Here is a 24423-nt window from a genome sequence, read left to right as displayed (position 1 = left end):
GTCAGCCGACGGGCACCCCCGCCGGCTGCGGGGCCAGCCGGACCGGGGCCGGGTGGATGCGGACCCGGGTGGTGAGCAGCGGGGGCGGGGCGGAAGGCGCCGCCGCCAGCGTGAACCACACGACTTTGCCGGTCGTGCCGCAGGACTCGTGCGGCCGCGCTCCCCAGCTCTCGCTGACCGCCGCCACCAGGGCGAGTCCGCGCCCGCAGGTCTCCAGCGGGTCGGCCGTCCTGACGACGGGGAGGCGGGGGTCGTGGTCGTGGACCGAGACGGTGAGCCGACCGCGTCGCAGCTCCATCTCCACGGTGCACAGCTTGTCGGGCTGCGCGTGCCGGTGGACATTGCTCAGAAGTTCGGTCACGCCGAGCGCGGCCTGCTCTATGAGAGGGTCCAGCTGCCAGTACCGCAGCTGCGCAGAAACGATTCTGCGGATCTGGCCGATGCGTGCCGGGAGAGCGTCCAGCTCCACCGTGCACTGCCTGCTTCGATGACTGATCACGGCTGCGACTCCCCGAATGAGGTCCGGAAGAAGACGACGATCCGATCCAGCACGTGCTGACGTTGCGTTCATCAAGGGTGCACCATGAGTGACCTCCCTACAGCGTCACCCGTGACATGGCACACCGCAACTTGCGCCGACGGCCCGCGTCCGGGCCCGGACCCGTCCGGCCGGGCTACACCCGGTCCGCGCGGGCGCGGCGTACCGCCTCCAGGAAACGGCCGGCCGGGATCCGCAACCGGTAGCGCGTGCCGTTGAGCCGGGCGACCGTGGCACCGCGGCCTGCCAGCCAGGACCTGGCCGCGCTCACGGAACCGAGCGGGGCGCTGTCGATCTCGCGGTCCCTGCTGGTCAGCAGGTGCAGCCGGCCGTTGCGGATGAGGACCTTGCCGGCCCTCGTCAGCGCCCGCGGCCACCGGTCGATGCGTACGCCCGTGGCGGTGAACTCGGCTTCGTCCATGCTCGATCGCCCCCTTCGGTCCGGCCCAGTCTGCCCCGGCCGGGCCGCCCGCACCAGGGGTGCGCACGCTCGCACGCTTGTTCTCAAAGCGATTCCGCGAGACCCCCAAAGTCAGCGTTTGCGCAGGTGAGGGAGGTACATTGCGAAGGAGGGGGGCTCGAATACAGCAAGGAGCAGGGCACATGAGTACGACCGGACAGCCGGGAACCGCCGGCCCGCTGGCGACGCTCGACGTCGACCGGACCGACGCCGGATACCGCGCCTGGCTCAAGGAAGCCGTGCGGAAGGTCCAGGCGGACGCGAACCGCTCGGCCGACACGCACCTGCTGCGCTTCCCGCTGCCCGAGGAGTGGGGCATCGACCTCTACCTGAAGGACGAGTCCACCCACCCGACGGGCTCCCTCAAGCACCGGCTGGCCCGCTCCCTGTTCCTCTACGCGCTGTGCAACGGCTGGATCCGGCCCGGCCGCCCGGTTATCGAGGCCTCCAGCGGCTCCACCGCCGTCTCCGAGGCGTACTTCGCCAAGCTGATCGGCGTGCCGTTCATCGCCGTCATGCCGCGCACCACCAGCGCGGAGAAGTGCCGGCTCATCGAATTCCACGGCGGCCAGTGCCACTTCGTGGACGACCCGATGAAGATGTACGACGAGTCCGCCTCGCTCGCCGCGGAGACCGGCGGGCACTACATGGACCAGTTCACCTACGCCGAGCGGGCCACCGACTGGCGCGGCAACAACAACATCGCCGAGTCCATGTACCAGCAGCTCCGGCTGGAGCGGTACCCCGAGCCGGCGTGGATCGTCGCGACCGCGGGCACCGGCGGCACCTCCGCCACCATCGCGCGCTACGTGCACTACATGCAGCACGACACCCGGATCTGCGTCCCCGACCCGGAGAACTCCTGCTTCTTCGAGGGCTGGACGCACCACGACCCGCTCGCGAGCAGCGACTGCGGCTCCCGCATCGAGGGCATCGGGCGGCCGCGCATGGAGCCGAGCTTCGTGCCCGGCGCCATCGACCGCATGATGAAGGTCCCCGACGCCGCCAGCGTGGCCGCGTGCCGGGCACTGGAACAGACCATCGGCCGCAAGGCGGGCGGCTCCACCGGCACCGGCCTGTGGAGCGCCCTGAAGATCGTCTCCGAGATGGTCGCCGAGGGCCGCCGCGGCAGCGTGGTCACCCTCTTCTGCGACCCCGGCGACCGGTACCTCGACAAGTACTACTCCGACGAGTGGGTCGCCGGGCAGGGACTGCAGCTCGAGCCGTACGCCGAGACCATCCGGACCCTGCTCGCCACCGGCGAATGGCACGAGCCCGGCGCCTGAGCGCCGGCGGGGGCGAGCAGTCCCCGCCCGAACGGCACGGCATAGACTCGGTGTTCATGAGCACCCTGCAGACGATCCACGACGTGCCCGTCCTGATGTGCGCGGAGGACGGCGAGACCATCGCCGGCGAGCGCGAGGCGCTCGATCTCGTCGGCAACGCCATGTACCAGGGCGCCCGGTGGGTCGTCATCCCCGCCGGGCGCTTCGAGGACGCGTTCTTCCAGTTGCACACCCGCGTCGCCGGGGACATCGTCCAGAAGTTCGTGAACTACCGCGTCGGCCTCGTCGTCCTCGGCGACATCTCCCGCCACACGGAGGACAGTTCGGCGCTGCGGGACTTCGTCCGCGAGTGCAACCGAGGCCGCCAGACCTGGTTCCTCGCCGACGCCGAAGAGCTGGAGCAGCGCCTCACGGCCTGACCGGGCCTGATCCGGCCTGGTCCACGGACGCTCCCTAGCGTGCCCCGGTGCCGGCCAGCCGGCGGTCCAGGGTGCGGACCGCGTCGCGGAAGGCGTGGGACAGGCCGGGGCGGGCCGAGCGCAGCACCAGGCGGAGCGGGGCGGTGCCCGCGGCGGCGAAGGTCCAGCGGACCTGCGTGCCCCGGCCCGTGGCCGACGGGGCCAGCCGCCAGTCCTCCAGCAGCGCCCGGAGCCCCGGCGCGTTGGTCTCGTCCACCCGGTACGCGTACCGCCGCCCGGGATCCGCGGCCATCACGGTCTCCTGGAAGCGGATCCCGCCCATCAGCCCGATCTCGCGGCCGGCGCCGCCGTGCGTCGGCCGCGCCAGCGTCACCGCGCGGAACCAGTCCGGCCAGCCCGTCACCTCCTCGGCCAGCGCCCGGTACACCGCCTCCGGCGGCGCCTTCGTCCCGGCCGCGAAGACCAGTCGCAGCGGAGCGGACTCGGCGAAGTCGAGCCCCACGGGCCGGAGTCGGCGTGGCATGGCGGGTACCCCCTGTGTGTGTCGGCGGAAGCAGCGTACGCGTGCACCCTGGCTGTCGCCCCGTCAGATGTCCGTCCCGGCGCGGGTGCTGGGCGTACGGCCGTCCGCGCGGGATGCTGGCAGAGTGCCCCGGCCGACCCCGCCGGACGTGCCGCCCGCCCCGGACCACGGGAGGAGCCGCCGTGCCCCACGCACCGCTCGCCCTCGAACTGCTCGTGCACGGCGTGGCCGGCGCCCCGCCCGGGGAACTGCTCGGCGATCCGCGCACCGTGCGCGTCACGGGCGACTCCACCGCGGCGGTGTTCCGCCGCACCGAGGACGCCGACGCCGAAGACCACCCCGAGCGGTACGCGGGCCGCCCGGTCCCGGAGGCCTACTGCTGGTCCCGGCTGACCTCGGGCAACGGCGCCCGCGCGCTGTGGCTGCTGCTCCTGCCGTTCATGGTGGCGAACCTCGCCCACTGGAACCGGCCCGCCGCCACCGGCGCCGCGCGCACCGTCCGCACGTACGGCGTCCTGGTCCGCCTCCTCGCGCTCAGCCTGACCGTGCTGCTCGTGGCCGCCGCCTGCGAGGTCGCCCTCGACCTGATCGCCTGGCAGTGCGCGGGCTCCGCCCACTGCGCCGCCGCCCGCTCGTGGCCGTCCGCCACGACCCTCGGAGCGGGCGGCGGCGACTGGTGGGCCCAGCCCGGCCGCCGGCTCGCGCTCGCCGCCCTGCTGCCCGCAGCCCTGACAGGCCTGCTCTGGTACCTGTCCAGCCGCACCTGGAGCGCGTACGAATCCCAGCCCCCGCCGCCCGCCGCCGTCACCGCCGACGCCGGTGCCGACTCCGGCACGGACCCGCTCGGCTGCCCCGGATTCTGGTACGGGCGCAGGCTGGTCGCCCGGCTGCGCGCCGCCCACACCGCCGCCGGACTGCTGACGGTGGCCGCCGCGGTGGCCACGGCCGCGGCGCGGTACGACCGGCGCCCGGGCGGCGCCGGCCTGCTCGCGGCGGCCGGCGGGACCGTCCAGGCACTCATCGCCTGCGCGGCCGCCGCCGTGATCTGGGTCGTCTGCCGCCGCGGCCGCGCAGAGTCCCGCCCCGACGACACCGCGGACCGGGCCGTGGCCGTCCTGCTGCCCGGTTCCGCCGTCGCCCTGCTCCTCCTGAGCCTCGGCTACGCGGCCTGGTCCCGCCCCGGCTGGACGGCCGCCGGACGCCTCCCCGGAGACCTCGCCTTCGGCGTCCTCGCCCTCCTCCAGGGCCTGCTGGTCCTCGCGCTCGCCGGCGCCGCCACCCGCCTGTACCGGCGGGCCCCCGACCCCGGCGCCGCGCTGCGCGGCCTCGGCGGCCCGGCCGTCGCGATGCTCGCCTGCGCGCTCGGCGGCGTGATGTCCGGCGGGGTGGCCCAGCGCGTCGCCGACTGGCTCGACGGGGGAGCGACCCCCGGAATGGCGGGTACCCCGCTGCCCGGGCCGCCGGTGCTGCTGTCCTGGCAGGCGTCCGTGCTGCCGCCGCTGCTGGTCGTCCTGCTGCTGCTCGCCGCCTGGTTCGGGCTCCGCGGCGCCCGCCACCGCCGCCGCCTCGCCGCGGGCGTCGCCGCCGAGTACCCGGGCCAGGGCGAGGACCCGGCGCGCAGCCGCGCGGTGGCCGGGGCGCGGGCCGCGGCCGCGCTCACCGACTCGACCCCCTGGCTGGTCGCCGCCGTCTCGGGGCTCACCCTGCTGCTCGGCGCGGCCGCCGTGGCGGGGGCCTGGGCCACCGGACGGGTGCCCGCGGCCGCCGCCCGCGGCACGCACCCGCTGCTGGAACGGGCCGCCGAAGGGGCGCAGGGCCTCGGCTCCTGGCTCACGGGCTTCGGCTTCCTGCTCTTCGTGACCTGGGGCCGGCGCGCCTACCGGGACGCCTCGGCGCGCCGCACGATCGGGATCCTGTGGGACGTGGGCACCTTCTGGCCGCGCGCCGCGCATCCCTTCGCCCCGCCCTGCTACGCCGAGCGGGCCGTCCCCGACCTGACCTGGCGGATCGACGCCTGGACCGGGCGCACCGGCGGCCGCCTGGTGCTCTCCGGCCATTCGCAGGGCAGTGTCCTGGCGGCCGCGGCCGTCCGCCAGCTGCCTCCCGACGTCCGCGCCCGGGTTGCCCTGCTGACCTACGGCTCCCCGCTGTGCCGGCTGTACGGGCGGTGGTTCCCCGCCTACTTCGGGCCGGGGCCGCTCGCCGCCCTGCACCGGGACGTGGACTGCTGGCGCAACCTCTGGCGGTCCACCGACCCCATCGGCGGACCGGTGCTCGGGGCTGCGGAGGACGTGGACCGCGGCCCGCTCGCCGATCCGCTCGCGTACGGGCGTACGGCCGAACACCCGTTGCCCGCGCCGATCCTGGGGCACAGCGACTACCAGGCCGACCCGGTGTTCGCGGCCGAACGCGACGCCCTCCTCGCCCGCCTGGAACGCCGCGGCAAGGGCCCGGCCGGTACGGGCGGCACCGCCGACGGGACGGCCGACGGGACGGCCGGGATCACCGCCGTCCTGCCGGCCCCGCGGCTCAGCCGGCCTGCACCGCCCGGGGCAGCTGCGGCAGATCCTCCGGAAACAGCAGGGTGAGCTGGTCGGTGTCCGGTTCCGCGAGCTGCGCGACCCGGCCCGCGTGCCGCTCCACCATCGACTCGAACGTCTGCCGTGCCGTGCGGCCGTTGCCGAACGCCGGGCCCTTGGGCAGTTCCGTGAAGTACTCCAGCAGCGCGTCCGGGGTGCCGCCGCCGAGCCGGTACTCGTGCTCGTCGGCCTGCTGCTCGACGATCCGCAGCAGTTCCTGCGGCCCGTAGTCCCCGAAGGTGATGGTCCGGGAGAACCGGGAGGCCACACCGGGGTTGACGGTCAGGAACCGCTCCATCTCCGCCGTGTACCCGGCGACGATGACCACGACCGCGTCCCGGTGGTCCTCCATCAGCTTCACCAGGGTGTCGATGGCCTCCCGGCCGAAGTCCCGGCCCGAGTCCTCGGGGGCCAGCGCGTACGCCTCGTCGATGAACAGCACCCCGCCGCGGGCGCGTTCGAAGGCCTCCTGCGTGCGGATCGCGGTGGACCCGATGTGCTCGCCGACCAGGTCCACCCGGGACACCTCGACCAGGTGCCCGCGCTCCAGCACCCCGAGGGAGGCGAGGATTTCCCCGTACAGGCGCGCCACCGTGGTCTTGCCGGTGCCGGGGGAGCCGGTGAAGACCAGGTGGCGGCGCACCGACGCGGCCTTGAGGCCCGCCTGCTGCCGCCGCCGGCCCACCTCGATCATGTCGGTGAGCGCCCGGACTTCGCGCTTGACACTGTCCAGGCCCACCAGCGCGTCCAGGGCGCCGAGCACCTCCGACGACCCGCGCGACGCGGGCCGTCCCTCAGGCGGGGCCGCCGGTGCGGGCCGTTGCGGTACGAGGACGGCAGGGGCCGGGGCGGCCGCCGCGTACGCCGGAGTCTGCACCGCGGTGGTACGCACACCCGTCTCGGCGCGGCGCACACTGCTCTCGTCGCCGGTGCAGTCGTGCGCGACCGGGCCCTCCTCGGCGAATTCGTAACCCCCGCGCGCACAGCGCTCGGTACGGCAGCCGGTCAGGGTGGCGCGGCAGCCGTCCAGCACGTGGAAGCCGAAGCCGTCGCTGCCGGTCACCCGGCAGTTCACGAAGCTGCCGCGGCCCTCGGCGGAGACGTAGAAGCCCGCCTCCGCGGACGAGGTGACGGTGCAGCGCTCGACCCGGGGGTCGGCGCCCTTGGTCACGATCACACCCGTCTGCACGCCGTCGATGGTGCAGCCCGCGAGCGTTCCGCCGCTGCCGTGGTCCCGGAACCACGCGCCGGTGCCCGCCTCCCGGATGCGGCAGTCGTCCAGCTCGGCGACGGCGCCGTCGCTGACCGACACGGCGGTGTTGCGCACCTGCGTCAGATCGCTGTCCACGACCTCCGCGCGCGAGCCGCGGTCGAGGACGAACACGGCGTCCGGCACGTCGTGCACCCGGCAGGACGTGAGCGAGACGGTGGCCCCGTCGCTGACCCACACCGCGGGATAGTCGCCCGTACTGTCGTGGATCTCGCAGGACTCGGCGGTGACCCGGGTCCCCGGGTCCCAGACCGAGAGGCCGTTGCGCCCGAAGCGGCGCACGGTGGTGCGGCTGAGCGTCAGCACCGAACGGGCCCGCAGGTCCACGGCGTTCTCCGGGACGTCGTGGATGTCGCAGCCGGCCAGGTCGAGCACCGCGTCCGTGTCCAGGGTGACGCCGTCCGCGGACGTCCGGTGCACCACGCAGTCGGTGAGCCGGGCCGCCGCGCGCGCCGAGACCTGCACGCCCGCGCCCTTGATCTCGTACACCTCGCAGCCCACGGCCTCCAGGCCCGAGCCCTCGCCCGTCACTGCGAGGCCGGCTCCCGTGGCGTGGTGCACCCGGCAGCGCTCCAGCCGAGGGTGCGCGCCGCCGCGCACGGAGATCCCGGACTGCCCGGCGGCGACCACTTCGCACTCCTCGAACAGCCCGCCCGCCCCGTCGAGTACGGCGATGCCGACCCCGGCAGGATTGTCCACGGTGACGCGGCGCACCACCGGGCGTGCGGCGCCGCGGACCTCGATGCCGGCGGCCGACCGCGTGATCACGCGCAGATCGGACAGCTCGGGGGCGCCCTCCTCGATCAGCAGCGCCGGCGCGGACGTGTCCTGCCCCTCCAGGTGGAGGTCCTGGACGACGGCGGAGGCGCGGACCGTGAGGGCCACGCCGTCGAGGGGCGCGATCCGCACGGAGCCCACCGAGCCCTCGGGGCCGCGGAGGGTGACGGCGTGACGCAGGACCAGGTTTTCCCGGTAGGTGCCGGGGGCGATGGAGAGGACGTCGCCGTCACCGGCGGCCGCCAGGGCGGCGGTCAGCGTGGCGTATTCGCCCGTTCGGCGCCGCCATCGCGACGCGCTGCCATGCGTGACCTGGACCGTGCCCTGTGCCATGACGCTGCCGTGCCCCCACCTTTGCCGACCGGACTGGTCGGTCCACCGTAGCGCGCGCGGAGCCGGGCGGTTGACAGCTCAGCTGCCCGCGTCCGCCCGCCCCCAGTCGGGCCCGACCGCGGCCCAGGCCCGGTCCAGCCGGGCGTACCGCCGATGCATGAGTCTGCGTACGACCAGCCGCCGGACGGTGTCCACCAGCACGGCCACCACCGCCGCGGCCGCGAGGCCCGCCAGCCCGGAGTGCGTGACGGCGGTGGCGGCGTCCAGCGGGCGCCCGACGAGCCGGCCCTGGCGGTCGGTCCAGATCCGGAACGTGTCCCCGGCCGCGGGGCGTTCGTCCGCCGCGGCCACCGTCCCCGTGTGGCTGCTGCCGTCCGGCGCGGTCCACTCCGCGACGATCCGCGGATTCGGCGCGGACTGCTGCTGCGCCGCGGGCTCGGCCCCGGAGGCCGGCGCCCCCGCGGGCCGCACCACCACGGCCGGGACGGAGTGCCGCTGGGCCTGTTGCTCGCGCACGGCCCGCTGCAAGGTGTCGTCCACCCGGGTGCCGGCCAGCAGACCCACCGCGGGCGCCACCACTAATACGCAGACCACGGCGGCGAACGCCAGCCAGGCCTCGATGAAATCGGTCCTCCGGCGCAGCGGATTGCGCCGCCAACGCCAGACACCCGTCGCCGTATGCACGGTCCGGCACCCCCTTTGCCTCCGTCCCAGCCTCCCCCATGCCCGGCCCGTACGCACCCTGACCCGCGGAGACGTGCGTCACCGGCACAACGTCCACAACGTCCCCCCACGGTCGGCCGGTTCCCGGCGGTCACTCCAGCACGCGCACCTCGTCGCCGACCCGCACGGTCCCCACGGTCACGGGGACCAGGTGCTGCCCGAACACCAGCCGCTTGCCGAACCTCCGGTACCGCGCCAGCGTGCGCAGGGGCTCCCTGCCGCGCTCCGCCGTGGCCTGGTCCGTGGTGGTCACGATGCAGCGGCCGCACTCCCGGGCGACCCGGAACTCCGCCTCGCCCACGGCGATCCGGCGCCAGCCGTCCTCGGCCCAGGGCTCGGCCCCGGCCACGACGACGTTCGGCCGGAAGCGGTTCATCGGCAGCGGTCCCTCCCCGGCGTGATCGCCCTGGGCGATCAGCGAGTTGAGGGCGTCGAGCGACGCCAGCGTCGCCACCATCACCGGATAGCCGTCGGCCAGGCTGACGGTCTCGCCCGGCAGCGCGTAGTCGGGGTCGACCGGGCGCCGGTGCTCGGGCGCGTCGAGGTGGATCAGCCGGACCTCCGTCCCCAGGAAGGAGCCGAACCACTCGTGTGCGGACTCGTCCGCGAGCACCGCCTCGACCTTCTTGCCGAATACCGTCACCGGTACGAGGGCGTCCGGCGCCGGCACCGCCACGGTCAGCGGCGGGTGCCCGGGCGCGGACAGGGCCACTCCGCCGCCCCCCAGCGGCCGAGCGGAGGCCAGCGCCAGCCTGGGCTGTTCGCGCTGGGTGAGGACCGCGCCGTCGGGCGCGACGAGCGCCCACCGGCGGTCCCCGGACAGACCCCAGGGCTCCACGGCCACCTGTTCGGGGGCGGTGCCCCCGAGCGATTTGACGGGGTGGACGTGAAGCGCCTGGACATGCATGTTCGCCATGAGAGGCATGGTGCCAGGCGTCTGCGCCCGTCAGGCAACCCTCATCGTGCTGTGACCTGCGACCCGCGGAAGGTCAGTAGCCGCGCCCCTGGTACTGGCGGCCGTACGGGTCCTCGTACGGGGCCTGGGTCGCGGGAGCCTGCATCGGCCGCGGGGCCGCCGGGCGCATGGCCTCGTACCCGGTGGTCGCCACCGGCCGGGGCTGCTGCGGTGCGTAACCGCGGGCCGCGACCGCCTGCTGCGGGATGTAGGGCGCCGGCGCGTGCTGCAGCGGAGGCTGCTGGGCCATCTGCTGCTGGTACGGATAGCCGTACGCCGGGGTGTGGTTGTTCTGGTAGGCCGGCGAGGGTGCGGCCGGGAGCGCCGGCAGGGCGGCCGGGAGAGCGGGCAGGTAGCTGCTGCTCACCGCGGGTTCGTAGGCGGCGGGAACGCGGATCGGGGCGATCTGCGGGGTACCACGCTCGGCGACGAGGGAGTCGTAGATGGGGGTGTCCGGGAAGGACGGCGCGGAGTAGTAACCGCCGCCGTAAGAGGCGCGGGGGGAGGTCATGTGACATAAGTTAAGCCCACTGCTCCACCGGGTCTATAGCGAGGGGCCCCAAACCCTGCCCTGACCTGCATATTCCCAGGTCAGCGCCACAGCTATCACTTGACGCACACGTGCACGTTTCGTCCCCTCCGCCCCCATCTGCGCCTACTCGTACTTCCGTTCGGGGCACGTCCCTGACGCTTTGTCAAATCATCGTCGCCGTGGGTCACGCACCGTCCGGGCGTGCGTAGGTGCGGCCCTTCCAGGCCGCGCCGCGGCCGCGGTGGTGCTGGGCGGCCGAGTCCAGGGTCATCAGCAGGTAGAGGAACGCCGTGTAGGGGAGCGTCACGGCGAGCCAGGCGGGCTGCCCGTAGTAGCGGAGCATCGGCAGATAGGTGCCCGTCATCACCAGCCAGGCGAGCCCGCCCGCCCATGCCGCCGCGGAGTTCCCCGTCAGGAGGCCGGCCGCAAGGGTCAGCGGGGGAGCGAGGTAGACCAGCGCCAGCCCCGCGACCGTACCGGCCAGCAGCAGCGGACTGTGCCGGAGTTGGGAGTACGCGCTGCGCGACACCATCCGCCACAGCTCCGCGAGCCCCGGGTACGGCCGGACGCTGTCCACCCTGTCCGCGAGCCCCAGCCAGATCCGGCCGCCGGACCGCTGCACCGCGCGCGCCAGCGAGACGTCGTCGATGACGGCCTGGCGGATCGAGTCCGGCACGCCGGCGCGCACCGCCGCGGCCGTGCTCAGCAGGACGCAGCCGCCCGCGGCGGCGGCGGTGCGGCCGCCCACCCGGTTGATCCGGCGGAACGGGTACAGCTGGGCGAAGAAGTAGACGAACGCCGGGACGATGAGCCGCTCCCAGCCCGTGGCCACCCGCAGCCGGGCCATCTGGGAGACGAGGTCGAGGCCGGCCGAGCCGGCTGCCGCCACCAATTCGCGCAGACTGTCCGGTTCATGTGCGATGTCCGCGTCGGTGAGCAGCAGGTAATCGGGCTCCGCCGGCCCGCCGCGGGCGAGGGCGATCCCGTGGCGCAGCGCCCACAGCTTGCCGGTCCAGCCCGGCTCGGGCTCACCGGGCGAGGTCACCGTCAGCGGCAGTCCGCCGTGGCGCCGGGCCAGTTCGCGCGCCACGTCGCCGGTGCCGTCGGCGCTGCCGTCGTCGACCAGGTACACGGCGGCCTCGCCCGGATAGTCCTGGTTCAGCAGCGAGGGAAGGCTCGCGGGCAGGACCGCGGCCTCGTCCCGCGCCGGGACCACGACGGCCACCGAGGGCCAGCGGGCGGGCGGTGTCCGGGGCGGCAGGCGCACGTCCGTACGCCAGAACAGTCCCTGTCCGAGCAGCAGCCACGCCCAGGCGGCCAGGGAGAGGGCGGCGGTCGCGGTGAGGAAACTCATCCGCCGCAGTCTGCCGGAGCGGGGCGGCCGGGCGCGTCAGCCGCGCGGGCCGGTCGGGGGTCCGGCGGGGCCCGTCCATTAAAGTGACCGGGTGAAGATCGCGCTCATGGACTCGGGAATCGGCCTGCTGGCGGCCGCCGCTTCGGTGCGCCGGCTGCGGCCGGACGCCGACCTGGTGCTCTCGTCCGACCCGGACGGGATGCCCTGGGGGCCCCGGACGACCGAGGACCTCGCCGGGCGGGCGCTCGTCGTGGCCCGGGCCGCCGCCCTGTGCGAGCCCGACGTGCTGATCGTGGCCTGCAACACCGCTTCCGTCCACGCCCTGCCCGCGCTGCGCGCCGAGCTGGAGCCGGGGATCCCGGTCATCGGCACCGTGCCGGCGATCAAGCCCGCGGCAGCAGCCGGCGGCCGGGTCGCGATCTGGGCCACCCCGGCCACCACCGGGAGCCCGTACCAGCGCGGTCTGATCCGGGAGTTCGCCACCGGCGCCGAGGTCACCGAGGTGCCCTGCCCCGGCCTCGCGGACGCCGTCCAGTGGGCCGACGAGGAGGGCGTGGTGCGCGCCGTCGAGGCCGCCGCCGCGCTCACCCCGCCGGACGTGACCGACCTCGTGCTCGGCTGCACCCACTACGAACTGGTCGAGGAGCCGATCCGGGCCGCGCTGCGCGCCCGTACCGGCGGTGCCCTGCCGGTCTTCCACGGCTCCGCGGACGCGGTCGCCGCGCAGGCGCTGCGCCGGGCCGGCATCGCCGCGAGGCCCGCCGCACCGGCCACCGGCGGGCTGACCGTCCTGCTCAGCGGACGTGACGGCGAGCTGCCCGCGGAGGCCCTGACCTACGCCGCGGGACGGCTGCTGGGCGCGTCCGCCCCGGCCCGCGGCTGACCCGGGGCCCGGCCGCTCCCCTTCCACCGCCCCCTCTGGCGAGACGGAACGTCTTGTGTTCTGCGCGGGTCTGTGTTTGAGTAAATGACGAGACGAGACGGTCCGTCTCGCTACCTGCCCCTATCGGATGGAGACCGGCTTGACCACTGCACCAGCCGACACCCAGATCGTCCTGGCCGACGTCACCCGCCGGTACGGGGACCACGTCGTCCTCGACCGCGTCTCGTGCACCGTCCGGCCCGGCGAGCGGGTCGGCGTGGTCGGAGACAACGGATCCGGCAAATCGACCCTGCTCCGCCTGCTGGCGGGCGTCGAACAACCCACCCACGGAACCGTCACCGTCCGCACCCCCGGCGGTCTGGGGTACCTCGCCCAGACCCCCGGCCTCCCGGACGAGGCCCGGGTCGGCGACGCCGTCGACCGCGCGCTGGCCGGACTGCGCGCCCTGGAAGGCGGCATCCGCCGGGCGGAGGAACTCCTCCACCGGGCCGGACCCGACGAGCTCGCCGCGTACGCCGCACTCGTCGCGGAGTACGAGGCGCGCGGCGGCCACGGCGCCGAGCGCAGGGTCGCCACCCTCCTCCACCGCCTGGGCGAACGCGTCCCGCCCGACCGCGAACGGCCGCTGGGCACCCTCTCCGGAGGACAGCGCTCCAGGCTGGCGCTCGCCGCCACGCTGGCCGCCGACCCGGCACTGCTGCTGCTCGACGAGCCCACCAACGACCTCGACGACGAGGCCGTCGACTGGCTGGAGGCCCGCCTGCTCGCCCACCGCGGCACGGTCGTCGCCGTCACCCACGACCGGTCCTTCCTGGACCGCGTCACCACCACGATCCTGGAGGTCGACCACGACCTGCGCACCGTACGGCGGTACGGCAACGGCTACGCCGGCCACCTGACCGCCAAGGCCGCCGACCGCGCCCGGCGCGCACGGGAGTACGAAGAGTGGAAGGCCGAGACCGCACGGGCAGCGCGCCTCGCCGACGCCGGCATCGTCCGGCTCTCCGAGATCCCGCGCAAGGCGCCCGCCGCGTTCAGCGGCGCCGGGGCGTTCCGGGCCCGCTCGCGTGCGCACGGCGCGATGGGCCGGATACGCAACGCGCGCGAACGGCACCGGCGCCTGACGGCGGACCCGGTGGCCCCGCCCGCGGAGCCACTGCGGTTCACCGGCCGCTTCACCACCGGCGCCGCGAGCGCCGGCGCCGTGACCCTGACCGGCGTCCGGGTGCCGGGGCGGCTGGAGCTGGACGCACTGCACCTGCCCGCCGGCGGACGGCTGCTCGTCACCGGTCCCAACGGCGCGGGCAAGTCCACGCTGCTCCAGGTCCTCGCGGGGGAACTGCTCCCCGAGCGCGGCACCGTCACCCGGCCGGTCCGGGTCGGCCACCTGCGCCAGGAGGACCTCGGCGCGCGGGAGCCGCGCCCGGTGGGCCGGGCGTACGGGACCGGGTTCGCGCAGCGGGTGCTCGACCTCGGGCTCCTCACCGCGCCCGACCTCGCCAAGCCGGTCCGCGCCCTGTCCGTCGGGCAGCGCCGCAGGCTCCAGCTGGCCCGGCTGGTGAGCGAGCCGGCCGACCTGCTGCTGCTCGACGAACCGACCAACCACCTCGCGCCCGCGCTGGCGGAGGAGCTGGAGGCCGCGCTCGCACAGTTCACCGGCACACTCGTCGTGGTCACCCACGACCGCCGGCTGCGCGCCGGGTTCCGCGGCCCGCGGCTGGACCTCCGCCCGGCGCCGGACGCAGTCCCGGCCCGCTGAGCCGGGCGGAGGTGTGCCGTGCCCGTCGGCCGCCGCCCCGCCGGCCGCGCGCGGCTGCCCCCCCCCGCGGCGCCCGGCGCGGAGCGCACGGGGCGGCCGCCCGGCGGGGTCCACCGGGCGGCCCATGTGCGGTGCCGCGGCTGCGGAACGTGAGTACGCTGCCCCTCATGAGGGACCACCCCGCCGGCACCTCCGCCACGCTCTGGTCCGGGCGTGCCACCAACCGCGCACAGTGGCTGCTCGCCGCCGCCGGAGCCGCCTGCATGGCGCTCGGCATCGAGCTCGCCGTCGAATCCGCCTGGACCTCGGGCCCCGTCGCCCTGGTCATGTCCGTCGTCGGTTGCCTCGCCGCCGGACTGCTGATGCTCTACGGCACCCTCGCCTTCGTCCACGTAGCCGTCACCGTCGACGCCGATTCCCTGGAGGTCCGCTGCGGGCACATGGGCGTGCCCCGGCGCCGGATCGCGCTGCGCGACGTGGCCTCGGCGGACTTCGAACCGAGCGTCACCCCCCGCCAGTGGGGCGGCTGGGGCTACCGGTGGCGCCCCGAGAAGGGCACGGCCGTCGTCGTACGCCGCGGCGAGGGGCTCGTGCTGCGCCTGGGCGACGGGAAGCTGTTCACCGTGACGGTCGACGACGCCGAGACCGCGGTCCGCGTCATCCGGGGCCGGCTGATCGCCCTGTCCGCAGCCCGCCCGGCCTGAGCGGTCCCGGTCACCCGTGTGCGCACCGGGCGCCGACGGACCCCACAGCGGCGCGTCGTAGACTCCGCAAATGAGCAGCGCCACCCGGACCACCGAGGACCCGCCGACCGCCGCCGTGCCGCGTGACCGGCGCCGCAGGCTCACGGCCCTGGTCCACCCCGCCCTCGCCGTCCTCGCCGGTGTCCTGCTCTACCTGAGCTTCCCGCCCCGCCCCCTGTGGTGGCTCGCGGTGCCCGCCCTCGCCCTGCTCGCCCACTGCCTGCACGGCCGCCGCCCGCGCGCCGCGTTCGGGCTGGGCCTGCTCACCGGGCTCGGCTTCCTGCTGCCGCTGCTCGTGTGGACCGGCGAGGAGGTCGGCCCCGTCCCGTGGCTCGCCCTCACCGTGATCGAGGCACTGTTCGTCGCGGCGGGCTGCGCCGGCATCGCGCTCGTCTCCCGGCTGCCGCTGTGGCCGGTGTGGGCGGCAGCGGTGTGGGTCGCCGCCGAGGGGCTGCGGGCCCGGGTGCCCTTCGGCGGGTTCTCCTGGGGCAAGATCGCCTTCGGCCAGGCCGACGGCGTCTTCATCCCGCTCGCCGCCCTCGGCGGCACCCCGCTGGTCGGCTTCGCCGTCGCCCTCTGCGGCTTCGGGCTGTACTCCGTCCTCCGGCAGGTCCGCGAGGGGCAGCGCAGGCCGCTCGTCGCCACCCTCGCCGTGGTGCTTCCCGTCGTCGCCGCCCTGGGAGCCCGGCCCCTCGTCGACGACAGCGCCGAGGACGGCACCGCCACCGCCGCCGTCATCCAGGGCAACGTGCCCCGCGCCGGCCTCGACTTCAACGCCCAGCGCCGCGCCGTCCTCGACAACCACGCCCGCCGGACCGAGCAGCTCGCGGCCGACGTGAAGGCCGGCAAGGTGCCCCGGCCCGACTTCGTGGTCTGGCCGGAGAACTCCTCCGACCTCGACCCGTACACCAACCCCGACGCGTACGACGTCATCGACCGGGCGGTGAAGGCCATCGGCGTCCCCGTCTCCATCGGCGCCGTCCTGGCCCCCGAGACCGGGCCGCTGCGCAACACCCAGATCCTGTGGGACCCGGTCGCGGGGCCCACGGCGACCTACGACAAGCGGCAGATCCAGCCCTTCGGCGAGTACATCCCGATGCGGTCCGTCGCCCGGATCTTCAGCTCCGACGTGGACCGGGTGCGCCGCGACTTCGGCCCCGGCGACAAGCCGGGCGTGTTCGACATGGCCGGCACCGGCGTGGGCCTGGTCACCTGCTACGAGGCCGCGTTCGACGGCCGTGTCCGCGACACCGTCAAGGCCGGGGCCCAGGTCATCTCCGTGCCCAGCAACAACGCCACCTTCGGCCGCACGCAGATGACCTACCAGCAGCTCGCCATGGACCGGGTCCGCGCCGTCGAGCACGGCCGCGCGGTCCTCGTCCCCGTCACCAGCGGGGTCAGCGCCGTGATCGAGCCGGACGGCCGGGTCGTCCAGCAGACGAAGATGTTCACGCCCGCGGCCCTCGTCGGCGAGATCCCGCTGCGTTCCTCGCTGACCCCCGCGACCCGCCTCGGCGGGCTCCCCGAATACCTGCTCTTCGCCCTGGCCGCGGGGCCGCTCGGCCTGGTGTTCTACAGGACTGCGCGCAGCCGCCGGGGCGCGGGCCGGAGCTCCTGACGCCGTAGGGTCGGAACATGGCCACACCCGATTTCATCCGCCGCATCCGCGAGACCGCCGGGCACCAGCTGCTCCTGCTGCCGGGGGTGACCGCCGTCGTCTTCGACGACGGGGGGCGGGTGCTGTTGGGCCGCCGCGCGGACACCGGCGGCTGGTCGGTCATCGGCGGCATCGCCGAGCCGGGCGAGCAGCCCGCGCAGACCGCGGTGCGCGAGGTGTACGAGGAGACGGCGGTGCGCTGCGTCGCCGAACGGGTCGTGCTGGTCCAGGGGCTACAGCCGGTCACCTACGCCAACGGCGACCGGTGCCAGTACATGGACATCACCTTCCGCTGCCGGGCGGTCGGCGGCGCGCCCCGGGTGAACGACGACGAGTCCCTCGACGTCGGCTGGTTCGCCCTGGACCGGCTGCCGCCGCTGGAGTCGTTCGCGCTGGACCGCATCCACCAGGCCGTCAAGGACGAGCCCACGTGGTTCGAACCCGCCGGCGGGTAGCGGGCCGGGGAGAACCGCGCACGCCCGGCGGCCCGGACGGTCAGCCGCCGGAGACCGCCGCCTCGCGGTACAGCGCCCGCGCGGTGTCGCCGAGGACCGCGCTGTACGAGATCTCGGGGACGGTCCCGCCGCCCTCGTACCCGCCGAGGACGCCCGCGAGCTTGCCCGTCGACGTCAGCCACGGGCTGCCGCTGGTCCCGCCGCTCAATTCCGGGCAGCCGATCCGCCGCTGGGTGCTGCTCCACTTCTCCGTCGTATTGGTGCAGGTGAGCGGCGTCTCCCGGTCGGACGGATAGCCGATCACGGTCAGCGCGGCGTCGTCCGGCTGGCGCGGCTGGAGCCGGAACCCGCCGAGCACGTCCTCGATCTCCCGGCCGTCCAGCGGGGCGACGGTCGCGAACGCGACGTCCGCGTCCGGATCCCCGGAGGTCTGCCAGGCCGGGTCCACGTAGGAGCCGGTCAGCTGCCATGCGCCGAACGGCGCGGAGCCGTCGCGGTAGCCCGGCACGAACACCGTGCCCGTGACGTCGTCCAGGCAGTGCGCGGCCGTCGCGATGAGGTTGCGGTCGTCGCTGCGGACCACCGAGGCGGTGCAGAAGTGACCGCCGTCCAGCCCGTCCGCGAACAGCGCGCCCACCCGGTCGCTGCGCCCGCCGGCCTGCGCCGGCGCGGTCACGCCGAGGGGCACGGGCGCCGAGACGGCAGGATCGCCGGTCGACGCGACGAGCGCGCTCATCGCCGCGGTCGCGACGAGCACACGGGCCGTGGCCCGGATCCGCGGGGCCTGTCGGAGGAGCATGCGGTGGATCATGCACCGAGCGTCGCCCCGAAGGCTATGCCCGACGCCCTGAACAACCTGAGAATCCGCTGTGAATTCGGGTGACGGAAACGAATCTTCCGGGCATGGCGCGCGTGTCGCCCGCTACCGTCGCCGGTCGGCTACCGCGTGTACAGCGTCACCCGGCGCCCGCGCACCTGTGCGTCGGCCACCGCCCTGAAGTGCTCCCTCAGCACCTGGAGCTTGACCCGGTCGCGCTCGCCCGCCGCCGGCCGGGCCACCGCCGCCGAGTCCGTGACCAGCAGTATCCGGTGGCGCGCCAGCATTGCCTGCCGTATCCGGGCGCCGTCCAGCTCGATGCCCTTCAGCGTGCCCGACGCCACCGGGCTCTGCGCCAGGGCGATGTCCGCGAGCCCGGTGAAGTCCTGCGGCGAGACCAGCGCGGTGTCCCGCCGCGCGGCGGGCAGGAAGAGCACGGCGTCCCCGGGCCGCTTGAGGCCCGCCACCCGGTCGGCCACCGCCAGGACGTCGTCCACCCGGCTGGCCGGCTCCCGCTTGGCCCGCTCCAGCGGCAGCATCGCCACCAGCGCGATCCCCGCCGCCACCGGCACGATCAGCCCGGCCGCCCGGAAACCGCGGGCCGTTGCCGCCCGTACCGCCGCCGACAGGGCGAGACCGGCCAACAGCGCCAGCCCGAGCATGCTGAACAGGATGTACCGGTCCAGGTACAGAGGCTTGGCGAGCGAGACCGCGACCAGGGCGAGCTGCGGCACCGCCAGCAGCGGCAGCCCCACCGACACGGCGGTCAGCCGCCCGGCCCGCGGCGAGCGCACCAGCGCGCAGAGGCCGCCGGCCAGCAGCAGGACGCCCGGTCCGATCAGGGTGTGCCAGGTCGTCGGCGGTATCCACGACACCTGCCCCGACTGGGACCGGCTGAACAGCACCAGCGGCAGGGCCCCCGCCACGGCCGCCGCCGTCGCGGCCGCCCAGCGCCGCAGCAGCGCCCCGTCGGTGCGTACGCACGCCAGCGTCACCACGTGCGCGGCGGGCAGCAGCAGCGCGAACCAGTTCAGCAGCGCGCACCACAGCAGGGCCAGACCGTACGCCGTCCACAGCCGCCCGCGCCCCGGCCCGTCGGCGTCCAGGGCCCGGACCAGCAGCCAGGTCGCCACCGCCGCCGCGGCCGTGACCAGCGCGTACGGGCGTCCCTCCTGCGCGTAGAACTGCACGGCCGGGAGCAGCGCCAGAGTCAGACCGGCCCCCAGGCCCGCCCAGCGGCCCGCGAGCCGCGCTCCCGTCAGCGAGACGAAGGCCGCAGCCACGGCCATGGCCAGCACCGAGGGCAGCCGCAGCGTGGTCGTGCCGTCCCCGAACACCTCGAAGAGCGCGTGCATGACGAAGTAGTACAGGCCGTGCACGGCGTCCACCTGGCCGAGCATGTGCCATATCTCCGGCGCCGGCCGCAGCGCGGTCTGCCAGGTCGCGGCCTCGTCCCGCCACACGCTGTCCTGGCGCGACAGCCCCCACAGGCCCAGCGCCAGCATGAACAGCGCCGGCACCAGCGGGACGAGGAGCCTGCTCCGGAGGGTGCGCACGGGCCGGTCAGGGCGGTCGGGGGGGAATCCGGCGGTGCGGGAACGGTCCGGTGCGGGGCGGGTGGCGAGCGGCGACATCGGAACTTTCTGACACTGGGGCGGCGGGAGCCGGGCGGCGGACCGGCTGCGGGGCAGGGACCCGCGTCTATAGACGGAACGGAAGGTCGGTGGGTTGCCCTTGTGCACCGCGTAGCTTCGGCCGCTCGCGCCAGCGCCCCTAGCCTCGGCGCAGGAGCACGAACGAGGGGCGGTACCGGTGAACTGGCTCATCCACGACTACCGCGAGAGCGATCTCGCCGCGGTCGTCCACCTGATCGACACGACGGCCGAGCTCGGCCAGGAGTCGGTGTTCTCGCTCGCCGAGTGTATCGGGGCCCTCACCGGCCGGCAGCCCGCCGTCGTCGCCGTCCACCAGGGCGCCCCCATCGGCGCGGCGCTCGCCACGGTCGCGGGGGAGCGGGCCTGGGTGATGCGGATCGCGATCAACTCCGGCTGGCGGGGACGCGGCCTGGCCAGCGCCCTGCTCGTCGAACTGGAGCGGCGCCTGATCGCCGCCCACGTCAGCAAGATCGCGTACGTGCTGCCGGAGGAGGACCTGCTCGGCGAGGGCCTGCTCAACGCGGGCTACACCCGGCAGCCCGCCGTCGCGTACTTCGAGAAGACCGAGCCGCTGCACGGTCCGGCGGCCGGGGTCCTCGACGACCTCGGCGGCCGGCTCCTCCCCAACGACCTGTGGGTCAAGGTCGCCGGCATGGAGAAGGAGAAGGACCTCATCGAACGCCGGGTCGTGCTCCCGCTCGCCGAGCCCGAGCGGGCCGCGCAGCACGGCGTCCGGCCGCCGCGGGCCATCACCCTCTTCGGCCCGCCCGGAACGGGCAAGACGACCTTCGCCCGCGCCATCGCCTCCCGGCTGGGCTGGCCCTTCGTCGAACTGCTCCCCTCCCGGCTGGCGGACGAGGGCAACCTCGCCGCCGCCCTGCGCACCGCCTTCGCGCGCATCGCGGAACTGGAGCGGGTGCTCGTCTTCATCGACGAGGTGGAGGAGATAGCCCCGGTGCGCAGCGAGCCCGCCCGGCCCGGCGGGATCCACGGGGTGACGAACGAACTGCTGAAGCTGATCCCGGGCTTCCGGGAGGGCGACGAACGCCTGCTGGTGTGCGCCACCAACTCCATCCGCTCCCTCGACCCGGCGTTCCTGCGGCCCGGCCGCTTCGACTACCTGATCCCCATCGGGACCCCCGACGCCGGGGCGCGCGCGGCGATCTGGTCCCGGTACACCGCGGGCCGCTCCGACGTGGACGTGGCCGCCCTGGTCGAGGCGAGCGAGATGTTCTCACCGGCGGACATCGAGCACGCGGCGCGGATCGCGGCGCAGGTGTCCTTCGAACGCGACCTGGAGTCGGTCGGCGTGCGCACCGCCTCGCAGGCCCTCCCGGGCGCGAGCACCGGGGACTACCTCGCCGCCGTGGCGAAGAGCCGGCCGACGGTGACTCCCGCGATGCTGGGGGAGTTCGAGGCGGACATCACCGCCCACGCGCGGTCCTGAGTCCGGCGGCGATGCGGCCCGCAGCGCTCCCCAAAGCACTGCGGGCCTTCCCCGCGGACCGTGTCCGCGGGGAACGACCGCGTTCCATCGTGGGGTGTCGCCGGCCGGAACGCGGACGCCGCGTGCCGCCCGGCGTGATCGACGTCCCGGGCGACACATCCGAGTGAACCCGGGCGTACGGGGCCCGCGCCTCGGCCGCACGGCCGGTTCCGCACCCTCCTTTCGGCCGTGGTTCACCCGCAGCGGTAGGTGAACGCGGCCGCGGCCGACCGGGAAGCGGGGGAGAGGAGCTGCAGCTCGGCCCGCGCCCGGTACTCGCCCTCGCCGCGGAAGGTCCACAGCAGGTGCAGCCGGGCCTCGTCCCGGCCCCGCGGCACCCGTTCCGTCAGACGCTCCGAGCGGGTCCCGTCGCTTCGCACCCAGCGGTAGGACAGGGTGCCCGCCCGGCCGTTGGTCCGTACGACGGCCACGACGTCGGCGGCGGAATCGCAGCCGGGACCCCGGGCCGGGGTCTCCACCCGCAGCCCGCGCACCTCCAGTGCGGGGCCGTACTGCTGCCAGCCGAGGTACACCAGCACCCCGAGCAGCACCAGCGCGGCGAGCGTGTAGCGGCGCAGACCGCCCGCCCGGGACGCGCGCGGTGGGTCCGGCTCCGGGCCGGCGGCGCCGTGCCAGACCAGGGTCGTGTCGAAGCCGCGGGGCCGCGGTACGGACGCCGTCACACCCGGGCCGAAGCGCAGCACCGAGCCCTCGACCCGGTCCGGCACCGCCTCCGGGGGATCGGCCGCCCCGGCGGCCGCACGGGCCGACTCCGGTGATTCCCGCGGCTCCGTCACCCGCACCGTCTCGGGGTGGGCCGGCTGCGGCTCGCTGAACCAGTGGCTGCCCAGCACGGTCGCGCTGTACTCGTCCTCGGGCGCGGGCCCCTGGGCGAAGGGGATCCTGGGATCGTTCACGTGAGGGTGCACCGCCTGATGAAGACCTGCTGGACCGAGGCCCCGTTGCCCGCGGCCGGCGTCGTCGTGGCCCGCACGCCCCAGTAGCAGCCCCGGCCGGTGAAGGTGTGGGCGAGCACGAGCGGCGAGCCCGCGTACGGATGCACGTCCGTCCCGTCCGGTGTGCCCAGCCCGCCCTGTTCGTCGCTCGTGAACCACTCGACCGTCACGCTCACCGGGCCGCGGAGCGCCGTGTCGACGGACACCGAGGCCTCGCCGGTGCCGAGCCCGGTCTGACGGAACCCCGTGACGTCCACGGACCGCACCCGGACCGCGGGCGTCGGCGGGCTCGTCGTGACGGTCGGCGTGACCGTCGGGCGCGGGGTCGGCGTGGCGGTCCACGGGGGCGTCGGCGTGCGGGTGGGATACGGCGGCGACCACGTGCCGGTGCTCGTGCTCGTGCTCGGCGAGGGGAAGGGGGAGGGGGAGGGCCAGGGCCCGGCGGTCCACGACGGGGACGCCGAGGCGGAGGGCGGGGAAGAGGCCGGTGCAGAGGGGGAGACTGGCGCGTCGGCCGTCGCCGTCGGCCCCGCCGTCGCGGCCCCCGGCTCGGCGCTCGTCGTCGCGAACACGCTGACCGCCGAAGGGCCTCCCGGCTCCTCGCCTGCCGCCTGCGACGCGAAGACCAGCACCGCCCCCGTAACCGCCGCGATCGCCGCGGCGAGCCAGCCGCCCTTCCCCGGCCACCAGGCCCCCGGCCCGCCCCCGTCGCCGAGCGCGGTGCTCGCCAGCTCCGCGGTGCCCGCTGCCGAACCGGCCGCGGACGGGAACAGCAGGGGCAGCAGCGCCGCCAGCGCGGCGAGCTTGCGCTGCCCCCGCTCCTCCCAGTCCGGCCCGTATGCCGCCAGCGCCACGCCCTCCAGTTCGGCCACGAACGCCTCCGCGTCCGCCGGCCGCTCCTCGGGAGACTTCGCCAGTCCCCGCCGGATCAGCGGACGGACCGGTTCCGGCGCCGCGCCCTCCGGCACCGGCGCCTCGATGTGCTGGAGCGCCAGCTCCGCGAAGTTCTCCCCGGCGTACGGCTTGCGGCCGGTCAGGCACTCGAAGAAGGTGGCCGTCGCCGCGTACACGTCCGCCGCCGGGGAGGCGGGCCCGCCCTGCCACTGCTCCGGGGCCATGTACGCGGGCGTGCCGGCCACGCCCGGGGTCGTACCGCGCCCCGCCGCGATTCCGAAGTCCACGAGCTTCGACGAACCGTCCGCCGCGACGAGGACGTTCTCGGGCTTGTAGTCCCGGTGCACCACCCCGGCCCGGTGCGCGGCCGCCAGCCCCAGCAGCGACCCCTTGAGCACCACCAGCGCGGGTTCCGGATCGGTGCGTCCCTCCTGCGCCAGCAGGGCGCGCAGGGCGATCCCGTCGACGAGTTCCATCACGATGGCCGCGCCGCCGGGTGCTTCCACGTACTCGTACAGGCCGACCACGTACGGCGAGTGCAGCCCGCCGAGCAGCCGCGCCTCCGCCCGGAATTCCCGGACGAACACCGGGTCCCGGCGGAAGCGCTCACTGAGGTATTTGACGGCGACGGGGATGCCCGTCGCGTCGTGCACGGCGAGGACCACGCGGCCGCTGCCGCCGGATCCGAGCTCCCTGGTCTCCGTGTAGCCGGGGACCGTCCACGCGTTCATTTCGCCCCCTGGGCGGGCCGGCCCGCCGTGGTGTGCCTGGGTGGTGACACCTCACGAGACACACTTCCCGCCACGGCCGGTTCCCACCCTGCGCGGCTTCCCCCGCCCGGAGCAAGGCGGCGCCCGCGCCGGCGGCACCCGCTCAGGCTCCGAGGTGCTGCGACAGCCGCTCCAGGAAGGCCTGCTGCGCCGTGACCAGCCTGCCGCGGGCCGCCTCGGGGGTGAACCACGCGACCCGGTCCAGCTCGGGGAACTCCTGGATCCGGCCCGAACCCGCGGGCCACTCCATCGTGAAGGTGCCGGGCCGCACCAGGGCGGGGTCGAGATCGGCCTCGGCCGCCCAGATCGTAACGATCTTCCCGTTCGTCTGGCGCACCTCGCCCAGCGGTACGTACGGCCCCGGGGGCGGCGGCAGCCCCAGCTCCTCCTCGAACTCCCGGCGGGCCGCTTCCTGCGGGAGCTCCCCGGGCTCGTACTCGCCCTTGGGGATCGACCAGGCGCCCGCGTCCCGGCGCTCCCAGAACGGCCCGCCCATGTGCCCGAGGAGCACCTCCAGGCCGTCCGGGCTCCCGCCCGCGGCGGTGCGGTACAGCAGCAGGCCGGCACTGCGTTTCTGCGTCATGGACCCATCCATGCCC

Annotated in this window: 22 protein-coding genes; 9 read left to right on the top strand and 13 right to left on the bottom strand. The window is 75.1% G+C overall.

Translation table 11 applies throughout. From position 1 onward, the window contains the following. Position 1: 1 nt before the first annotated feature. On the bottom strand, positions 2-499 hold the full coding sequence (locus tag ACZ7H1_RS03235; protein ID WP_470783262.1) for an ATP-binding protein: 498 nt from the start codon (positions 497-499) through the stop codon (positions 2-4). A 175-nt stretch (positions 500-674) separates the two neighbouring features. After that, a complete protein-coding gene (locus ACZ7H1_RS03230) occupies positions 675-959 on the bottom strand; it encodes a hypothetical protein (protein ID WP_470783260.1) in 285 nt (94 codons plus the stop codon). 182 nt (positions 960-1141) lie between these two features. Between ACZ7H1_RS03230 and cds1 the strand changes: the two genes are divergently transcribed. Together cds1 and ACZ7H1_RS03220 are read left to right on the top strand one after the other, a co-directional pair. Further along, positions 1142-2284, top strand: a complete 1143-nt coding sequence (gene cds1 / locus ACZ7H1_RS03225; protein WP_470783258.1) for an L-cysteine desulfhydrase Cds1 — start codon at positions 1142-1144, stop codon at positions 2282-2284. A 56-nt stretch (positions 2285-2340) separates the two neighbouring features. Next, positions 2341-2703 (top strand): DUF4180 domain-containing protein, encoded by a 363-nt coding sequence (locus ACZ7H1_RS03220; protein ID WP_470783257.1) that lies wholly within the window; start codon positions 2341-2343, stop codon positions 2701-2703. A 34-nt stretch (positions 2704-2737) separates the two neighbouring features. Here the strand turns inward: ACZ7H1_RS03220 and ACZ7H1_RS03215 are convergent, their stop codons facing one another. Continuing rightward, positions 2738-3226, bottom strand: a complete 489-nt coding sequence (locus ACZ7H1_RS03215; protein ID WP_470783256.1) for an SRPBCC family protein — start codon at positions 3224-3226, stop codon at positions 2738-2740. A 113-nt stretch (positions 3227-3339) separates the two neighbouring features. On the opposite strand from ACZ7H1_RS03215, the gene ACZ7H1_RS03210 reads away from it, so the two are divergent. Beyond that, positions 3340-5814 carry a hypothetical protein gene (locus tag ACZ7H1_RS03210; protein WP_470783254.1) on the top strand — a complete coding sequence of 825 codons (2475 nt, stop codon included), beginning with the start codon at positions 3340-3342 and terminating at the stop codon, positions 5812-5814. Here the strand turns inward: ACZ7H1_RS03210 and ACZ7H1_RS03205 are convergent. From ACZ7H1_RS03205 to ACZ7H1_RS03185, 5 genes are all read right to left on the bottom strand, one after another. Next, entirely contained in the window at positions 5756-8185 is a 2430-nt protein-coding gene (locus ACZ7H1_RS03205) for a right-handed parallel beta-helix repeat-containing protein (RefSeq protein WP_470783252.1), read from the bottom strand. The two genes, ACZ7H1_RS03210 and ACZ7H1_RS03205, sit on opposite strands and share 59 nt — an antisense overlap. A 78-nt stretch (positions 8186-8263) precedes the next feature. Further along, entirely contained in the window at positions 8264-8869 is a 606-nt protein-coding gene (locus tag ACZ7H1_RS03200) for an Rv1733c family protein (protein WP_470783251.1), read from the bottom strand. Between the two features lie 130 nt (positions 8870-8999). Further along, positions 9000-9824 (bottom strand): MOSC domain-containing protein, encoded by an 825-nt coding sequence (locus tag ACZ7H1_RS03195; protein ID WP_470783249.1) that lies wholly within the window; start codon positions 9822-9824, stop codon positions 9000-9002. Positions 9825-9897: 73 nt separating this feature from the next. Further along, a complete protein-coding gene (locus ACZ7H1_RS03190) occupies positions 9898-10374 on the bottom strand; it encodes a DUF6643 family protein (protein WP_470783248.1) in 477 nt (158 codons plus the stop codon). A gap of 205 nt (positions 10375-10579) precedes the next feature. Continuing rightward, a complete protein-coding gene (locus ACZ7H1_RS03185) occupies positions 10580-11749 on the bottom strand; it encodes a glycosyltransferase (RefSeq protein WP_470783247.1) in 1170 nt (389 codons plus the stop codon). Between the two features lie 91 nt (positions 11750-11840). On the opposite strand from ACZ7H1_RS03185, the gene ACZ7H1_RS03180 reads away from it, so the two are divergent. The 5 genes from ACZ7H1_RS03180 to ACZ7H1_RS03160 all read left to right on the top strand — a co-directional run bounded on the left by ACZ7H1_RS03180 (position 11841) and on the right by ACZ7H1_RS03160 (position 17246). Continuing rightward, the gene (locus ACZ7H1_RS03180; RefSeq protein WP_470783245.1) at positions 11841-12632 is read left to right on the top strand and encodes a glutamate racemase; all 792 of its coding nucleotides are present in this window, start codon (positions 11841-11843) and stop codon (positions 12630-12632) included. A 127-nt stretch (positions 12633-12759) separates the two neighbouring features. Then, entirely contained in the window at positions 12760-14391 is a 1632-nt protein-coding gene (locus ACZ7H1_RS03175; RefSeq protein WP_470783244.1) for an ABC-F family ATP-binding cassette domain-containing protein, read from the top strand. Positions 14392-14558: 167 nt separating this feature from the next. Continuing rightward, positions 14559-15095 (top strand): hypothetical protein, encoded by a 537-nt coding sequence (locus ACZ7H1_RS03170; protein ID WP_470783243.1) that lies wholly within the window; start codon positions 14559-14561, stop codon positions 15093-15095. Between the two features lie 70 nt (positions 15096-15165). Further along, a complete protein-coding gene (gene lnt, locus ACZ7H1_RS03165; protein WP_470783241.1) occupies positions 15166-16752 on the top strand; it encodes an apolipoprotein N-acyltransferase in 1587 nt (528 codons plus the stop codon). Between the two features lie 17 nt (positions 16753-16769). Continuing rightward, complete coding sequence (locus ACZ7H1_RS03160) at positions 16770-17246, top strand: NUDIX hydrolase (protein WP_470783240.1); 477 nt, start codon at positions 16770-16772, stop codon at positions 17244-17246. Positions 17247-17286: 40 nt separating this feature from the next. Here the strand turns inward: ACZ7H1_RS03160 and ACZ7H1_RS03155 are convergent, their stop codons facing one another. Together ACZ7H1_RS03155 and ACZ7H1_RS03150 are read right to left on the bottom strand one after the other, a co-directional pair. Next, positions 17287-18045, bottom strand: a complete 759-nt coding sequence (locus ACZ7H1_RS03155) for a trypsin-like serine peptidase (RefSeq protein ID WP_470783238.1) — start codon at positions 18043-18045, stop codon at positions 17287-17289. A gap of 140 nt (positions 18046-18185) precedes the next feature. Further along, positions 18186-19619, bottom strand: a complete 1434-nt coding sequence (locus ACZ7H1_RS03150) for a glycosyltransferase family 39 protein (RefSeq protein ID WP_470783237.1) — start codon at positions 19617-19619, stop codon at positions 18186-18188. A 256-nt stretch (positions 19620-19875) separates the two neighbouring features. Between ACZ7H1_RS03150 and ACZ7H1_RS03145 the strand changes: the two genes are divergently transcribed. Continuing rightward, the gene (locus ACZ7H1_RS03145; protein ID WP_470783236.1) at positions 19876-21165 is read left to right on the top strand and encodes an ATP-binding protein; all 1290 of its coding nucleotides are present in this window, start codon (positions 19876-19878) and stop codon (positions 21163-21165) included. A 233-nt stretch (positions 21166-21398) separates the two neighbouring features. Here ACZ7H1_RS03145 and ACZ7H1_RS03140 read toward each other — a convergent pair whose 3' ends face one another. The 3 genes from ACZ7H1_RS03140 to ACZ7H1_RS03130 form a co-directional block, all read right to left on the bottom strand. Further along, positions 21399-22121: a hypothetical protein gene (locus ACZ7H1_RS03140; protein WP_470783235.1), complete on the bottom strand. Its 723-nt coding sequence runs from the start codon at positions 22119-22121 to the stop codon at positions 21399-21401. After that, positions 22118-23785, bottom strand: coding sequence for a serine/threonine-protein kinase (locus ACZ7H1_RS03135; RefSeq protein WP_470783234.1), 1668 nt, complete (start codon positions 23783-23785; stop codon positions 22118-22120). The genes ACZ7H1_RS03140 and ACZ7H1_RS03135 overlap by 4 nt, the downstream gene beginning before the upstream one ends. A 142-nt stretch (positions 23786-23927) precedes the next feature. After that, positions 23928-24407 (bottom strand): NUDIX hydrolase, encoded by a 480-nt coding sequence (locus tag ACZ7H1_RS03130; RefSeq protein WP_470783232.1) that lies wholly within the window; start codon positions 24405-24407, stop codon positions 23928-23930. Between the last annotated feature and the right edge of the window lie 16 nt (positions 24408-24423).

The organism is Streptomyces sp. NPDC037401 (assembly GCF_055602345.1).
The sequence above is the reverse complement of the archived record's forward strand: the minus strand, read 5'-3'. Positions and strand labels throughout refer to the sequence as shown.

Coding starts and splice junctions, on each gene's coding strand:
- ACZ7H1_RS03135 (WP_470783234.1), bottom strand. CDS start 23,785: ATGAACGCGTGGACGGTCCCCGGCTACACGGAGACCAGGGAGCTCGGA.
- ACZ7H1_RS03230 (WP_470783260.1), bottom strand. CDS start 959: ATGGACGAAGCCGAGTTCACCGCCACGGGCGTACGCATCGACCGGTGG.
- ACZ7H1_RS03205 (WP_470783252.1), bottom strand. CDS start 8,185: ATGGCACAGGGCACGGTCCAGGTCACGCATGGCAGCGCGTCGCGATGG.
- ACZ7H1_RS03185 (WP_470783247.1), bottom strand. CDS start 11,749: ATGAGTTTCCTCACCGCGACCGCCGCCCTCTCCCTGGCCGCCTGGGCG.
- ACZ7H1_RS03130 (WP_470783232.1), bottom strand. CDS start 24,407: ATGACGCAGAAACGCAGTGCCGGCCTGCTGCTGTACCGCACCGCCGCG.
- ACZ7H1_RS03210 (WP_470783254.1), top strand. CDS start 3,340: ATGCTGGCAGAGTGCCCCGGCCGACCCCGCCGGACGTGCCGCCCGCCC.
- lnt (WP_470783241.1), top strand. CDS start 15,166: ATGAGCAGCGCCACCCGGACCACCGAGGACCCGCCGACCGCCGCCGTG.
- ACZ7H1_RS03195 (WP_470783249.1), bottom strand. CDS start 9,824: ATGGCGAACATGCATGTCCAGGCGCTTCACGTCCACCCCGTCAAATCG.
- ACZ7H1_RS03215 (WP_470783256.1), bottom strand. CDS start 3,226: ATGCCACGCCGACTCCGGCCCGTGGGGCTCGACTTCGCCGAGTCCGCT.
- cds1 (WP_470783258.1), top strand. CDS start 1,142: ATGAGTACGACCGGACAGCCGGGAACCGCCGGCCCGCTGGCGACGCTC.
- ACZ7H1_RS03160 (WP_470783240.1), top strand. CDS start 16,770: ATGGCCACACCCGATTTCATCCGCCGCATCCGCGAGACCGCCGGGCAC.
- ACZ7H1_RS03190 (WP_470783248.1), bottom strand. CDS start 10,374: ATGACCTCCCCCCGCGCCTCTTACGGCGGCGGTTACTACTCCGCGCCG.
- ACZ7H1_RS03155 (WP_470783238.1), bottom strand. CDS start 18,045: ATGCTCCTCCGACAGGCCCCGCGGATCCGGGCCACGGCCCGTGTGCTC.
- ACZ7H1_RS03220 (WP_470783257.1), top strand. CDS start 2,341: ATGAGCACCCTGCAGACGATCCACGACGTGCCCGTCCTGATGTGCGCG.
- ACZ7H1_RS03170 (WP_470783243.1), top strand. CDS start 14,559: ATGAGGGACCACCCCGCCGGCACCTCCGCCACGCTCTGGTCCGGGCGT.
- ACZ7H1_RS03175 (WP_470783244.1), top strand. CDS start 12,760: ATGGAGACCGGCTTGACCACTGCACCAGCCGACACCCAGATCGTCCTG.